Raw genomic sequence first — 14,525 nt, 5'->3', positions numbered from 1 at the left:
CATGAGAATCAACAGCCTGTCCCTTGGACTAGCTCTCGCCTTCGCTGCTTGTACTGGCGGCGGAGCTTTTGCCGAGGATCTTACCGGCACCTTGAAGAAGATCAAGGACAACGGGGTCATAACGCTTGGAACACGGGAGTCGTCCAAGCCATTCTCCTATATCGACAAGGAGAACAAGACCGTGGGGTTCACGGTAGATCTTTGCAACCGCGTCGTTGACGTTATCCGCAATAAGATCTCCGCCCCTGATCTCAAGATCAAGTACCTGACCACGGCGCCTGCGGCGCGCATCCCGCTCCTCGCGAACGGGACGCTCGACATGGAATGCAGCACGACTTCGATCACGCTGTCTCGAATGCACCAGGTCGCGTTCTCGTCCCCAACCTTCGTTGTGGGCGCGCGAATTCTCACCAAGGTGACATCGGGCGTGTCGAATTGGGAAGACCTGAAGGGCAAGATAATCGGGGTGGCGCAAGGTACGAACGGCGAGAAGACGGTGAAGTCTCTCGTCGAAACGCCGGCGTACAAGGGTACGAAAGTCATCACTTTCGCGGACCATGCAGCGGGCTTGTTGGCAGTCGAGAACGATCGCGTGGACGGCTATGTCACCGACGATATTGTATTGTACGGGATCAAGGCCGGAGCTCGCCAAGAGGCCGAGTTGAAAGTGACTGGTGATCCCCTGACTTTCGAAACCTACGCCATTGTCATTCGTCGAGACGATCCCGATTTCCGACTTGTCGTCGACACCGCGCTTTCCGAAATGTATCGGTCGGGCGAAATAGCAGCGATATACAAGAAGTGGTTCGAGCCGCTCGGTGTTCCCATGAGTGAGGCGAACGTCTTTCTGTATAAGATCGCCGGGTTCATGCCGTAGCCATGAGCTATCGATGGAACTGGGGTATAATTTTCGAGCAGCCGTATCTTTCATGGTTGCTGCAGGGGCTTGGCGTCACCGTCGCACTGTCGTGTCTAGCGTGGGCCATTGCGCTCCCGCTGGGCACATTGGTCGGCTCGCTTCGGACGGGGCCATATCGTGCCATCCGTTTGCTTTGCGCCTGGTACGTCCAGGCGTTTCGCAACGTCCCCCTCATTGTGCAGATGTTTCTATGGTTCTTCGTCTTTCCAGAGGTTGTCCCGAAGGCCGTTGGCTTCTTTCTAAAGCGTCAATTGCCTATCCCGGAGTTCACGATGGGATGCCTCTGTCTTGCCCTCTACACCTCGGCACGAATAGCGGAGATCATACGGTCCGGATTGGAAGCGGCGGGAAATGGGCCGAGGAATGCGGCCCTGGCGTCTGGAATGACCTACTACCAGGCCTATCGCTACGTGCTGTTGCCGATGTCGTTCCGATTGACGATGCCGCCCTTGACCTCCGAGTTTCTGGCAATCTTCAAGAACTCGTCGGTTGCTTTGACGATCGGTGTGCTTGAACTGACCGCTCAGTCGCATCAGGTGGAAAGCTTCACGTTCCAGGGCTTCGAGGCGTTTACGGCCGCGACCGTCCTGTATGCGCTGATCTCGTGGGCCTGTTTGGGCATCGCCGGGGCCGTGAACCGGCAGCTGTCAAACGCCGGCGGCCTGGGAACGGAGGTGGCGATCAAATGAGCTCGTTCGATCTGTCAGTGATTACCCAGAACATTCCTTGGCTCTGGGCCGGTATGCAGCTGACCATCCTGCTGACTTTGCTGGCAGTAGCTGGAGGAATCATCGTTGGCGTTATTCTGGCGTTATGCCGGCTGAGCCCGTGGTGGGCTCTTTCGGCAGCAGCAAAACTGTACGTCAACCTCTTCCGTTCGATCCCCCTCGTTCTCGCGGTGTTCTGGTTCTATTTTCTGGTGCCAATCGTGACCGGACATCCGGTAGGCCCCTTCTACTCGGTCCTGATCGCCTTTGTGTTCTTCGAAGGGGCCTATTTCGCGGAGATAGTTCGATCCGGCATTCAGGGCGTAAGGCGCGGTCAGCTTTCGGCCGCGCTCTCAACGGGGTTATCCCACGTTCAGGCGCTCCGATATGTCGTGATGCCGCAAGCAATACGAAATATGTATCCCGTGCTTGTCACGCGATCGATCATCATCTTCCAGGATACGTCGCTTGCCTTTGTAGTCGGCCTTACCGATTTTCTGACATCTGCCAACATCGTGGCCAATCGCGAGGGTCGGCCAGTGGAGATCTACTGCTTTGTTGCGGTGGTCTATTTCCTTCTCTGTTACGCAGCCGAGGCAGGCCTCAATCTCTCGAAACGAAGGGTTGCCCGATGATAAAGATCGACGGCGTCTGTAAATGGTACGGATCGCATCAAGTTCTAACCGAGTGTAGCGCTTCGATCGCAAGGGGTGAAGTCGTCGTGGTGTGTGGTCCGTCGGGCTCGGGCAAGAGCACGCTGATCAAATGCATCAACGGCCTCGAGAGCTTCCAGAGGGGCGATATCGTTGTTGATCAGGAATCGATCAAATCGCCGAAGACCAAGATCTACAAGCTTAGATCTCGCGTAGGGATGGTGTTTCAGAGCTTCGAACTTTATCCTCACCTGACTTGCATCGAGAACATCACCCTTGCGCCTCAGAAAGTTCTGAAGCGGAGCCGTGACGAGAGCATTGATCGTGCCAAGACGTTGTTAAAGCAGGTCGGCCTCTCGGCGCACGGCGCAAAATACCCTTCCCAGCTTTCTGGAGGGCAACAACAGCGGGTCGCAATTGCCAGGTCGTTGGCCATGGATCCGCTTGTCATGCTGTTCGACGAGCCGACGTCTGCGCTCGACCCTGAAATGATCAACGAAGTCCTGGATGTGATGGTCGACTTGGCCCGATCAGGTATGACGATGGTCGTCGTCACCCATGAGATGGGATTCGCCCAACGTGTGGGCACCCGTGTTCTGTTCATGGACGCTGGAGTGATCGTCGAAGATAGAGCCTGCTCTGAGTTTTTTGACAGGCCAGAGTCTGACAGAGCTCGAGCGTTTCTCTCCAGCATAGTGAGGCGCTAATCATCCTCAGCGCAATGGAGCATCAAGCATGTGATCGGTCGACAGCCGTTCGATAGATACCTTCATTCTGACGATTCGCGGCGCACCAGCGTTGGCCTGACAGCCGCTAGGGCGTCTGACTGACGGAGTCCACCGAGTGAGCATTGGTGACGGTCTTCCGTGAGATAGGCAGAATTTGTCTCGATGAAGTATTCGATGATGCAGGAAAGCCGGGTGCTCGTCCGCCCCTGGACTCGTGGACGTTCACCTCGATTGCAACCAGTCTCGGAGCCCGACACCATCGTATATCTAGACCGCGTTGGATCGTAGATGGATGCTGATGCGCGTGCATGTCGCGCGAGTGCCCTTGGCATTTACTTGTCTAAAGAGTCACTAGGTATCAATTTTGCCACTTTGACCTAGGCAGCGGCATTCTACATAGTTGGCGCGCGTGCCGATGCAGTGCAGGCAAGAAAACTGGGTGCGTCACTGTATTGCGGTATCCCGTGTCGTAGGAGCTTGCGGTACGCGATCTCAACCTTCCGCGTGGCTGATCACTGATTTTGGAATTGCGCAAATGAACGGAAGCCAGAGCTCATCAGTATCGGACGTCGCTTCGTTTGGCCCTTTCCGCCTTTTCGTCACAAGGCGGTTGCTCAAGAAGGGTAACGATCGTTGTAACCTAGGCAGCCGAGCCCTCGACATCCTGATGCTGCTGGTCGAACGGGCTGGTGAGACCGTCACACGAAATGAATTGATAAGCCGCGTCTGGCCCAACACCACTGTTGAGACCGCAAACTTGCGTGTTCATATCGCTGGGCTGCGCAAGGCACTTGAGGATGGACTAGGCGACACTCGCTACATCGCCAACGTTGCCGGTCATGGTTACTGCTTTGTTGCTCCCGTGAGCTGGTCGACGACCTCGGCTGTCGCAACCGTTCCGGCACAACACAGCAATCTGCCGACTCGCCTGGCGAGAATGATCGGCCGCGATGACACGGTCCGCGAGCTATTGGCCCAATTAATTACGTCGCGATTCGTGACGATCGTTGGTTCTGGCGGAATGGGTAAGACGACCACCGCAGTCACGGTCGCCCACTCCATACAGAGCAACTTCGAGGGGCAGGTCTATTTTGTGGATTTGACCGGACTCAACGATGGCAATCTGCTGCCGACAGCAATCGCGTCTGTCCTCGGTTTGGCGGTGCAGGCAAGCTACCCTGTCTCGAGCTTGCTCGCTTTTCTTCGCGACAGGAAGACGCTTATTGTGCTCGACAACTGTGAGCACATGATCGAAGCGGCTGCCATGCTGGCCGAGGGTGTCATCGGCGATACTTCGGAAACCCACATTCTTGCGACCAGCCGAGAGGCGCTACGTGCCGAGGGCGAACACGTGCACCTTCTCCGTGCGCTTGATCATCCTTCACGAGACGAAGGAATCACTGCCGCAGATGCGCTGGCATTTCCTGCAGTTCAGCTCTTCATGGAACGCGCCGCAGCAAGTGGCAATCGCTTCGAACTCAACGATGACGATGCGCCTGTGGTTGCCGGGATATGTCGCCGACTTGATGGCATTCCGCTTGCAATCGAACTTGTTGCAAGCCGAGTAGGTTTTCATGGTGTTCGCGGGACTGCAGACTTACTCGACAATCGCTTCAATCTGCTTTGGCATGGCCGGCGAATGGCACTGCCCCGACATCAAACTCTGAACGCGTTGCTGGACTGGAGTTTCAATCTCTTGTCGGAGCAAGATAGGCGCACTCTATGTAAGCTGGCCATCTTTGTTGGCGTTTTCACCCTTGACGCGGCACGTTTCGTTGCCGTCGACTCAGAGGCAGACCGAGCAAATCTTGCCGGTTCGATCGATAGCCTGGCGGCCAAATCTATGGTGTCAGCGTCTCTTATAGACGGGACAACGTATTACAGACTTATGGGGACCACGCGCGCATACGCCATTGGCAAGCTTTCGGAGCGCGCGGGATTCGGCGATATCGCCGCACGCCATGCGATCTATTTTGCCCAATGTCTGGGAAATGACACGGTCGTCCAGTCGACGTGTGGCGGCCACGACCTCTCCGGATACACCCGCTATCTCGGAGATATCCGCGCAGGGCTCGAATGGGCGTTTTCAGATCACGGCAAACCAGAGATCGGCGTTGAGCTTGCCGCGGCGGCCGCTCCGCTGTTTGTGGGACTTTCTTTGCTGGGTGAATGTCAGAAGTGGTGTGAGCAGGCTCTCGCCGTGATGGGCGCGCCTCATCGCGCTACAAGGCACGAGATGGCTCTCCAGGAAGCGAGAGCGATATCATCCATGTTTTCAACGGGAAACGGCGATCAGGTTCGCGGCGCGATCGAACGAGCGTTGACCTTGGCGCGTGAACTGGGAGACCGAGACAATCAGCTGCGGCTGCTCTTCGGCTTGAACATGTTTTTGACCCGGGTTGGAGATTTTAGCGGCGCGCTTTCCGTCGCAAAAGAAGGAGCCGAGCTTGCAGACGCCGCGGAGGCTCCGATCGGCCGCCTTGTGGCGGACTGGACGCTCGGCGTATCTTATCATCTGTCGGGTGATCAGGCGGCGGCGCAACGCTATTGCGAGGCTGGAATAATCAGAGCCGCAGAACTGGGACGCCACAGCATCACCTGTTTCGGATACGATCAGCGTATTCGCGCACTTGTTGCCCTCGCGCGCGCGCTCTGGCTGCGGGGATTCTCAGATCAGTCGAAGCGAATTGCCAACCAGGCCATTGATGAGAGCGCGGACTGCGATAATCCGATTTCGGTCTGCATCTCCCTGATCTACACGACGTCCATATTTCTATGGTGCGGAGATCTAGTCAGAGCGGACGACCTTGTTACACAGCTCAGCATCTATGCCGAGCGGTACTCATTGGAACCTTACAATGCGGTCGGAGTTGCATTCAAAGGAGAGCTCACTACTCGCCGTGGAGACCAAACGGAAGGACTCTCCTTGCTACGGACTGCCCTGCAGACATTGCACTCCGAACGTCACACGATTCTGGCGACGCGCTTTGCGGGTGTGCTGGCCACGGGGTTACGCAATCTCGGGAAAAACCACGAAGCTATGGCTACCATCAACGGAGCTCTTAAGCAGGCGGCTCAAAGTGGTGCAACCTTCGACCTGCCGGAGCTTCTGCGGATCAAGGGCCAGATACTTGCAGAAGCACCAGCCGCGCGAATTGAAGCCATTGGCTGCCTCAATCGGTCGCTGGCGATCGCGCGCGAGCAGTCCGCACTGGCTTGGGAACTAAGGTCAGCGGGCACGCTTGCACAATTGCAACGCAATACCGATGAAGGGGACCGCGCACGCAAGCAGCTCGCCGCTATCTACGGCCAGTTCACGGAGGGTTTTGAAACGCCAGATCTGCAAAACGCACGAGGGCTTCTCAGCGAATTGGAGTAATCGCGATTTGGCGAGCCGGTGGATTTTCCTACCGGTAGCTCGCCGCCAGCGACGATGCGGACTTCTCTCCTCTGGGCGGCAACCGGTGGGACGGCGGCCTTGCTCAGAGGACATCGCTCGTCTCCGTACTGTGAACCGACTTTCCCGCCCGTTGTCGCAAATAGTCGTGCACGACTTTGCCAAAGCCGAGGGTGAGATCAGCGCGAAGGTGGATTGCCGAAACGACCTCCAGCACAGGTAGGTCGGCGAGCGGCGCCAGAGCGTGAGGCGTCAGTGATAGGGCAGCCGGTCCGGTCCAGGCCCCTTTCAAAATGACGTCCTCGAGGCGATATTCGACGAGCTCGCAAATCCGTGGGCTACCGTCTACATGGGGGATAATCTTCAGTAGGAAGTTAGGCTCTTCGAGCGATGCCTTGGCCTGCTTCAGGTCGAACTCGCGGTGCTTGTATCCCATCGTCCCTGTCGCGACCCGGAGCGGTCCGTAATCGAGAGTACCAACGAGTGTGTCGATCTCGGTTCGTAGCGTCGGGTTCGCCAATTTCTTCGGAAAACCCCAGAGCTCGCGCCCTGCGGCGATTGGCCCCTCGTCGTTGAGGAACATGCAATGGCTGTAGCCACCCTCGCGGCCACGAAAGGTGACGGGAATCACCTGGCCGGTTTCGGTATAGTCGCCGAATCCATTCGAATCGGGCATGCGGATGACCTCGAATTTAACGAGCGGTTGACGCTCATTAAATTCGAGGGGCTCCGGTACCACCGCTCGCAGCTTAGCCGGATCGGTACGATAGGTGATTATCAGATATTCACGATTGATGAAGCGATATGGACCTGGCGGATAAGCCGGGCTCGTCACCGGCATTGCGAAGGCCCGCTCAAGCAGTTCCTTTTCCCGCATTCTCGATGCTCCCTAGCTTTGCTATTCCCGACCGTCGCGCGCGAGATCGAAGGTGAAAACGCCGTCACGATTGCTTGGGCGAGCCAGCACCTCCGGATGCCGGAGCGTGCGTACCGCATCGTGATAACCGGCGCACCAATGGTCCTCCATTGAGAGGCGAGAAAACTCGTAGTCTTTTGAGTGCCCCTCGTAGTTCTTCGCCCGATAGATCAGATGAACGATGTTGTATGCCTTATGACAGGCGGCGTCCTTCAGGATCGTGACTTCGTCTTCATCGCGCAACTCTTCCGGAAGCTTGCTTAATAGACCTGCGAGCGCCCAGCGAATCTGCTGCATTCGTTTGAACTGGTCCGTGTTTGCCCGGGTTCGGCTCGAATACTGAATCTCCTTTTGACGTGTGGCGACCTCTGCCAGGTTGCGGGGCAGGTCGCCGCGGGCGCTCCAGAGATCGACCTGGAAAGCGAGTGTATCTTGGCGGGGTCCGTAGTCGGTGACCCATTGCAGCGGCGTATTCGAGATGAGGCCGCCGTCCCAGTAATATTCACCTTCGATTCGAGCCGCTGGAAAGCCGGGCGGAAGCGAGCCGCTCGCGACCACGTGGTCGGGACCGATGGTGTGCGTCGTATTGTCGAAATAGACGAAATTGCCGGTACGAGCATTAACCGCACCGACGCTCAGCCGCGTCTCACCGGAGTTGATCCGGTCGAAATCCACGAGACGCTCAAGCGTGCTCTTGAGCAGTTTCGTGTCGTAAAGGCTCGTCGCCTCGGGGGTACCGTCCGCATGCAGCCAGGGCGGCGGATGGCGCGGGGCGAAAAAGTTGGCCGCGCCCTGGCACAGAGCGATGGCCGCGCTCATCTGGTTGAAGAGTCCGCGCGCGAAATCGCCTCTCGTCCAGGGGATTCCCATTGTCGCGGCCCAGCTGAGCAGCGGATTGGCGGTGATCTCCCGCCAGAAGGCACGGAGCTTGTCGACCCGCTCGCCGGGAGCATTTCCGGCAATGATCGCAGAGTTGAACGCACCGATCGAAATCCCGGCAAGCCAATCAGGATGCAGGTCGGCCTCGGCGAGCGCTTCATAAACGCCGGCCTGATAGGAGCCGAGTGCCCCGCCACCTTGCAAAAGCAGAGCAATGCACTCGAAAGGTGGACGCTTCGAAAGTCGACGCGACTTGGCACGATGTTCGATCTGTACATTCGCCGATTCTTTGGTTCCGTGCATTATCGTCTCCGGAGCAGCGATGGTAGATAAGGTCGTCGGACGTTCACATGGACCGCGCTGGCACATTGGCAAACAGCGGACCGAATCCTTCGGAGACGGTCAGGTGAGCAATAACCGCGTCACGCAGCTTTGGGTAAGGCATTCCAGCGATCATGGCGGTCTGAATTACAGCCATGACCTCGCCAGCCTCCGAGCCAATCATTGAAAAGCCGAGAATGCGATCGTCCTCTGCGCTGACGAGCACCTTCATGAAGCCGGCAGTCTCATCGGTTGCCGCCGTGCGCAGCACATTGCTCATCGGCAGCTTGGCGATGCGTACAGGCATATCCAGCCGCTCGGCTTCGCGCTCAGACAGGCCAACATGGGCAAGCGGTGGATCAGTGAACATCACATAAGGGATGAGCCGATCATCGGTCCTGCGGGCGCCTCCCGCCATGTTGTCCCTGACGATCCTGAAGTCATCGACCGAGGCATGCGTGAACTGCGGACTACCGCAGCACTCCCCGATCGCCCAGACACCGGGAGCTGTCGTTTCCAGACGTTCGTTAACGCGAATGAAACCCCGAGCATCGAGTTCGACTCCAGGCTCGTCGAGTCCGATAGCCGCCGTGTTAGCAACACGGCCCGTTGCTACAAGCAATTCGCTGCCTTCGATCTTCCGATCGCCGCTTGGCGTGCGCACGGTCACTGCAACCGCATCGCCAGAAAGTCCGTCGACGCTAACCGGCTTGGCGTTCAGCAGCACTCCCACCGCTTCGCGGCTCAGAATCCCACGAATCTCCTCGGAAACGTCTGCATCCTCCCGTCCCATGAGCTGGGGGCCCGGCTCGATAACCGTAACTTGGCTGCCAAACCGGCGGTACGCCTGCGCCATCTCGACACCGACATAGCCGCCTCCAAGCACGATCAGGTGCGACGGCAAATAGTCGAGCTCGAGCGCTTCGATGTGAGTGAGTGGACGGGCTGCTTTGAGGCCGGGGATATCCGGGACGGCCGCGCGGGAGCCAACATTGATAACAATGCTGTCACCTTCCAGCAGGCGAGTGCCACCGTCATTCAGCGCGACTTGGATCGCCTTCGGGCCCACGAAGCGGCCGGTACCCATGAGAAGTTCGACGCCGCTTTGCTTGTAGGCGTTCAAGTGGAATGCGATCTCGCGATCAATCATGTCCTCCTTGCGGCCGTGCACCCTGCCCATGTTCGTTTTGACGGTATCAGTTTGTGTACCAAACTGGGCTGCGTTGCGAACAAGATGAGCGATCCGCGCACTCCACAGCTCGTTCTTCGAGGGAAGGCAGGCAACCGCCGGACATGACCCGCCAATCCAACGACGTTCCACCACGGCGACCTTCTTACCAAAACGACCAAGATGCCACGCAAGCAGCTTTCCGCCCTGGCCACTGCCGAGAACGACAACGTCGAATTGTTCCGTCTGAGACATAGATAGTCCTCTCGAAGTTGTTTCAAAGGTCATCAGGATCAAGGAAGCTGATGCGCCGTTTCTCCTCTCCCAAAGTCCGAAGCGCGGTTGTGCCCCCAGGGCACTCCTTCTACCTGCGGATAGTCGCGCACTCCTCGCAGCTGGACGAGTTTAATCTTGTAAGTCGATGTTAAACGTTGGTCCCGAGAGGCCCCAGGTGATGCCTCGCACAGCAACTAAATGCGGACGACCAAACGAATAGCCTCGTGAGACGCATCGTCATTCGCGACGATTTCGCAAGCTCGCACTTGAGCTCCCAAAGCATGAAAGCGAGCGCTAGCGGCATTCTCCGTCTCGATTGGAACAAATAGAATCATACCCGGCTAACTGAGTTCTCCAGCTTGCCGTCGAGTCGGAAAAAGTTCCGAGCTATGTAGTTGCTGCTCGAAACGTGCTGCCACTGAGTGGCGATCGTACCTGCACAAAAGTGTCGCTAGCCGGCGTCGTCCTACGACACCTGCAGCGAGCGCGTTGACGCTGGATCGTCGCGCCGCAGAGCTGAATAATAGGGAATAAGCGGGGTTTGCGCGAGAATAGGCTAATGACCCATGTTGCGGACAGCGCGCATCCATGGGCGTAGATAAGAGGGAGGCCAGTACCGACTTTGTGCCGACCTATCGCATTCGAAGCACCGCCAACGCGGACAGGTTAAGAAACCGCAGATGTTCGTGATTTCATACGATGTCCTCAACATCCAGCATGAACATGTAGCCGAAGCCGTGAACCGTGCGGATGATCTCGGGCATCTCGGGCGTAGGCCTCAATTTTCGCCGCAGACGCATGATCCGTGTATCGATCGAGCGGTCTGATGAATCTTCATCGACGTTGGCGGCGTGGAGGAGATGTTCGCGGCTCAACACCACTAGCGGTGCGTGGAGAAAAGCAGCCAAAAGCGTGTGCTCACCCTTGCTCAGCCGCACACACGAATCGCCCGACACGACAGCCAGCTGGCGGGTAGATGGATCGAGTTGCCAGTCACCGAACCGGCAATGCCGCGGTTCCGGCAAGCCCGGTGAGGGATCGCGCTCATGCTGACGGACGCGTCGTCTAAGAAGGGCACGAATACGAGCCAGAAACTCTCCCAGCCCGAACGGCTTGGCGATGCAATCATCAGCACCGAGCTCCAACGTTGCCACGCGTAGCGCCTCGCCGGAATACGATGGCACGGTCGCGAGAAGAGGAGAGTTGAACCGGGACCGGATATTGGACAGCAATGTAAGGGTTGCGTTCGGATTGGTAGACAGATCAAGGGTCACGAGGTCACAATCGAATTCGGTAAGATAAGGTATGATATCGGAAGGCTTGTCCGTGGACATCACCACCCCGATCCGTTGCATCTTGAGATACTCTGTTGCTCTCCGTCGATCCTGTGGATCTTGATCGACGATGAGGACCCGAAGCCGAGGAGCGTGATAGTTCTGCATTGGTCGACTGGCTGCAGGCATTGCGAAGTTTGACGTGAGATGTCGGTCAGATTGTAGCGCTTGGGTTCGCAGCCTCACAAGTGAACCTCATCTCGACATTCGGGAGGAGGTGTCCGGACCGGGCTGTGGGATGGAACATTGTTGCGTACTTTCGGTGCATATGAGTGTTCGCGGCGGGCGCTTTAGAATCAGTCACTTGTCCAAGTCGTGATACCAGTGTGAGTTGGCGACGAGGAGGCGTCGATAGCTTTCGAGTTACGCTTGAAACGCAACCGTCAATGCCGATGCCGAGAAGATGACGATCTCGCGATTAAACCCCTTTCCATTCGCCTCGAAGCAGACGAAGCGATTGCAGCAGGTATTCGCTACACGCCTCAGACGTCCATCTCGAGCAATTGGCCTCTGCACTGATGTTATGCGCAGGCCAGCAACATTGCTCCCCGCGACTCTGAACAGAGCCCACGCTTTACTTCGCTGCCATCCGCCGTAACCAAGGACGAAGGTGATCGGCCATCACGCGCTTGTCAATGTCGTGACCTTTTTGCACGACATGTACCGAGCTCAAGTCAAGACCAAAGGCAGAAGCAAGTGCCTGATTGTGGATTTCCGACGAGAGTGGATCGTCCTCACCGCGTATGAATCTCGCGCGGCCCGGCGACAGCTTCGGCGGCGCCGGCGGAGGCAACTCTTCCAAGTCGGCTATTTGCGCTTTTCTTATCCGGATGGATGTAGGCAGCGTTGGGCTCGTGATCGTAACCGATGCGCCCCGTTCGAAGTCTGCGGCGTCCTCCGCGTTGACCTGAGCTGTAACAAATGCTTGAAGCGCCACAGGTAGAACGGATGAAATGCCAAATACACCAACCGTGTCGCGCCCATGCTCCGCCAAGGCGCTCGCAAGATAGGGCATAAGTCCGGCGCCCAGAGACGATCCGACGAGTGCTACGTCCCGCCTGCTTTTCGCCAAACATACCGCGATGGCATCGTGAAGCAATCGCGTGACGCTCACGTCCTTGAAAAGTCCGCTTGACGCGGTCGCCGGCGTCGTTCCATGGGCCGAATAGTTGAATCGGACGCAGCCAAGCCCCGTCTCTACGCACAGATCGGCGACTACCCCGGATCGCGAACCAGCTTCCAACTGATCGGCAAGCAGTCCGCCCAGCATGATAATCGTCGGCAGTGAGGGGTCCTGAGCCTGACGGGCAGACACTTTCAAAAATCCGCCGCCGTGTGGCAGGTCTTCGATTGGCGCGAATGAAGGATCTCTCATCATATGTTGCAACTCGTCTGCCTAGCGCTTGCTCGTAGGTCCCGGCAATCGAGAAGCCGGCGGCATCCTTATCCCGCAGAACCGTTCACCCATGCCTCTGGTCAAATTCCTGACGCGGTTGTTCCCTAAAGGCACACGTATCACCCCGGATAGTCGCGCGGTCTTGGCAACTCGGCCAGTTTTGCTGTCAAATGGCGCAAAAACTTGGGTCGCGAGGAGCTGGCATATCGAGTTCGGATACAACGTTGTTCTCGGAAGACCAAATCAGAGAGCCCCAGTGTGATCTCCGCTTCATCGAGAGTCGAGACAGTTCCGAAACCTCACATTCGTAACCTCACATTTGAGCCTCCAAAGCATAAAGGCGAGTGCCTGCAGCATTCTCTGTTTTGGCCCGCACCCACATGATGGCGCTCATCCGTCATTCAAAGAAGCAGGTCACGAAAATGAAGCAGTTTGATCGCTCTGGCCCGTGTGCGCCGATCCACATGCTCTTGCCTCTGATCGGCTCGGCAATTGCCTTCCTCTCAATGATCTCAGCACTTACCGTCGTGGCCAGTGGGATAACCTAGGCGTGCGCTTGCTCGTCCATTTCTGCCCAAGACCGTTCTGGATTCGGGTTCGGATGCAACGCAACGTCGATTTGGAGCCAAGCGGTGGGTCAACGTCTGGAACCGTTTCTGACCGAAATCCGTCGGTGACGACCATAACTATAAGCAGGATGAGCCGTACGCCGGGATTCGAGAGGATCGTGGATATATGCACATTCTGATCGCCGCAATCGCGGCCGGCGTCACCGGCTTCGCGAACCAGCGCGGAAGCACATGTACCGTGGCTGCTTTGGAAGAAGTTGTTGTTAAAGGGCGTTTCAAGCGGCTGATTGCGCTGTTTGAAGCATCGCTCTGGGCCGCCATGAGCTTTGTTTTGTTGAGTGAGGCACACCTTCTACACGTCGTTCCCCCAGCCTACTCTGTCGGCATCGGGGCAGTGGCAGGGGGCGTGTTGTTCGGCATCGGAGCTTTGGTGAACGGCGCTTGCATTTTTGGCACTGTCGCGCGCATAGGTTCAGGAGAGCTGCGCTATTTGGCCACGCCGCTTGGGTTCTATCTAGGTGGTCTTGCGAGTGCGTGTATTCCAGCACGAGTGCCATTGGACAGTCGATCTCCGCTGATCGCGGCCGCAACGGGGATTGCCATCCTGATCGTTCCACTGATCGTCGCGCGGCTCTACATGCATTTCCGGAACATGCGGCGGACGGGGAGTACTTTGCGCAAGTACCTCTCGTTACCACATGTCGCAACGACCATCATCGGCGTCACGTTCGTGATAGCGTTGGCCTCCCAGCAAGACTGGACCTATTCGGACGCCCTGACCGACTTAGCGCGTGGCATTACATCCGGCGAGGGCCTGAAGGCCATACTAGCCTTTGCGCTTCTTTTGGGCGCTATACTAGGCGGTATCACGGCCGGTCGTTTCAAAATCGTCACGCCCGACCTAGCGAGTTTCCTTCGCTGCCTCGCAGGGGGTGCACTCATGGGTGCCGGGGCGCTGCTGATTCCTGGCGGCAACACCGGATTGGCTCTGGTCGGCTTGCCCTTGCTTCGCCCATACGCCTGGCTGGCCTTCTTATCCATTTGCATTACGATCTACAGCGCCCTTCGTCTGAGTGCTCTCCGCAAAGAACTACTCACGCAAACGCCCTAATATGGCGATCGCCGACCGTCTGTCCGCCGGCACCAATTGCACGCAACGAGGTCACTTTGACGCGTTGTGAAACCGCCTATTCGGATCACCGATCCTCCTCGGGATCCGCCATAGGGGTCCGATCGCAAGTACCATATCTCGTCTCACTCGC

The 14,525-nt window shown here is 57.3% G+C and carries 11 protein-coding genes; 6 read left to right on the top strand and 5 right to left on the bottom strand.

Annotation, left to right across the window (positions count from 1 at the left end; all coding sequences use genetic code 11):
- The first annotated feature begins 1 nt into the window (after position 1).
- The 5 genes from A3AI_RS0136665 (at position 2) to A3AI_RS0136645 (ending at position 6,386) form a co-directional block, all read left to right on the top strand.
- A complete protein-coding gene (locus A3AI_RS0136665) occupies positions 2–877 on the top strand; it encodes an amino acid ABC transporter substrate-binding protein (protein ID WP_024520285.1) in 876 nt (291 codons plus the stop codon).
- A gap of 2 nt (positions 878–879) precedes the next feature.
- Entirely contained in the window at positions 880–1,608 is a 729-nt protein-coding gene (locus A3AI_RS0136660) for an amino acid ABC transporter permease (protein ID WP_024520284.1), read from the top strand.
- Positions 1,605–2,261, top strand: a complete 657-nt coding sequence (locus A3AI_RS0136655) for an amino acid ABC transporter permease (protein WP_024520283.1) — start codon at positions 1,605–1,607, stop codon at positions 2,259–2,261. The genes A3AI_RS0136660 and A3AI_RS0136655 overlap by 4 nt, the downstream gene beginning before the upstream one ends.
- Entirely contained in the window at positions 2,258–2,986 is a 729-nt protein-coding gene (locus tag A3AI_RS0136650) for an amino acid ABC transporter ATP-binding protein (protein WP_024520282.1), read from the top strand. The genes A3AI_RS0136655 and A3AI_RS0136650 overlap by 4 nt, the downstream gene beginning before the upstream one ends.
- Positions 2,987–3,542: 556 nt before the next feature.
- Complete coding sequence (locus A3AI_RS0136645; protein WP_024520281.1) at positions 3,543–6,386, top strand: ATP-binding protein; 2,844 nt, start codon at positions 3,543–3,545, stop codon at positions 6,384–6,386.
- A 103-nt stretch (positions 6,387–6,489) separates the two neighbouring features.
- Here the strand turns inward: A3AI_RS0136645 and A3AI_RS0136640 are convergent, their stop codons facing one another.
- The 5 genes from A3AI_RS0136640 to A3AI_RS0136620 all read right to left on the bottom strand — a co-directional run bounded on the left by A3AI_RS0136640 (position 6,490) and on the right by A3AI_RS0136620 (position 12,676).
- Complete coding sequence (locus A3AI_RS0136640) at positions 6,490–7,281, bottom strand: acetoacetate decarboxylase (RefSeq protein ID WP_024520280.1); 792 nt, start codon at positions 7,279–7,281, stop codon at positions 6,490–6,492.
- A 21-nt stretch (positions 7,282–7,302) separates the two neighbouring features.
- Positions 7,303–8,502, bottom strand: coding sequence for a DUF3734 domain-containing protein (locus A3AI_RS0136635; RefSeq protein ID WP_024520279.1), 1,200 nt, complete (start codon positions 8,500–8,502; stop codon positions 7,303–7,305).
- A 43-nt stretch (positions 8,503–8,545) separates the two neighbouring features.
- Entirely contained in the window at positions 8,546–9,976 is a 1,431-nt protein-coding gene (locus A3AI_RS0136630) for an FAD-dependent oxidoreductase (RefSeq protein ID WP_245287035.1), read from the bottom strand.
- Positions 9,977–10,656: 680 nt separating this feature from the next.
- On the bottom strand, positions 10,657–11,406 hold the full coding sequence (locus tag A3AI_RS0136625; RefSeq protein ID WP_024520277.1) for a winged helix-turn-helix domain-containing protein: 750 nt from the start codon (positions 11,404–11,406) through the stop codon (positions 10,657–10,659).
- Positions 11,407–11,872: 466 nt separating this feature from the next.
- Positions 11,873–12,676, bottom strand: coding sequence for an alpha/beta fold hydrolase family protein (locus A3AI_RS0136620; protein ID WP_036050976.1), 804 nt, complete (start codon positions 12,674–12,676; stop codon positions 11,873–11,875).
- A 753-nt stretch (positions 12,677–13,429) separates the two neighbouring features.
- On the opposite strand from A3AI_RS0136620, the gene A3AI_RS0136610 reads away from it, so the two are divergent.
- On the top strand, positions 13,430–14,374 hold the full coding sequence (locus A3AI_RS0136610) for a YeeE/YedE thiosulfate transporter family protein (RefSeq protein ID WP_024520275.1): 945 nt from the start codon (positions 13,430–13,432) through the stop codon (positions 14,372–14,374).
- Positions 14,375–14,525: the final 151 nt, after the last annotated feature.

Origin of the sequence: Bradyrhizobium sp. Tv2a-2, from assembly GCF_000472425.1 — a bacterium.
In the GTDB taxonomy this organism is placed as follows: domain Bacteria; phylum Pseudomonadota; class Alphaproteobacteria; order Rhizobiales; family Xanthobacteraceae; genus Bradyrhizobium.
Note: the sequence above shows the minus strand (reverse complement) of the source record. Positions and strands in the feature narration are given on the sequence as shown.

Coding starts and splice junctions, on each gene's coding strand:
- A3AI_RS0136640 (WP_024520280.1), bottom strand. CDS start 7,281: ATGCGGGAAAAGGAACTGCTTGAGCGGGCCTTCGCAATGCCGGTGACG.
- A3AI_RS0136630 (WP_245287035.1), bottom strand. CDS start 9,976: ATGACCTTTGAAACAACTTCGAGAGGACTATCTATGTCTCAGACGGAA.
- A3AI_RS0136620 (WP_036050976.1), bottom strand. CDS start 12,676: ATGATGAGAGATCCTTCATTCGCGCCAATCGAAGACCTGCCACACGGC.
- A3AI_RS0136655 (WP_024520283.1), top strand. CDS start 1,605: ATGAGCTCGTTCGATCTGTCAGTGATTACCCAGAACATTCCTTGGCTC.
- A3AI_RS0136665 (WP_024520285.1), top strand. CDS start 2: ATGAGAATCAACAGCCTGTCCCTTGGACTAGCTCTCGCCTTCGCTGCT.
- A3AI_RS0136625 (WP_024520277.1), bottom strand. CDS start 11,406: ATGCAGAACTATCACGCTCCTCGGCTTCGGGTCCTCATCGTCGATCAA.
- A3AI_RS0136635 (WP_024520279.1), bottom strand. CDS start 8,502: ATGCACGGAACCAAAGAATCGGCGAATGTACAGATCGAACATCGTGCC.
- A3AI_RS0136645 (WP_024520281.1), top strand. CDS start 3,543: ATGAACGGAAGCCAGAGCTCATCAGTATCGGACGTCGCTTCGTTTGGC.
- A3AI_RS0136610 (WP_024520275.1), top strand. CDS start 13,430: ATGCACATTCTGATCGCCGCAATCGCGGCCGGCGTCACCGGCTTCGCG.
- A3AI_RS0136650 (WP_024520282.1), top strand. CDS start 2,258: ATGATAAAGATCGACGGCGTCTGTAAATGGTACGGATCGCATCAAGTT.
- A3AI_RS0136660 (WP_024520284.1), top strand. CDS start 880: ATGAGCTATCGATGGAACTGGGGTATAATTTTCGAGCAGCCGTATCTT.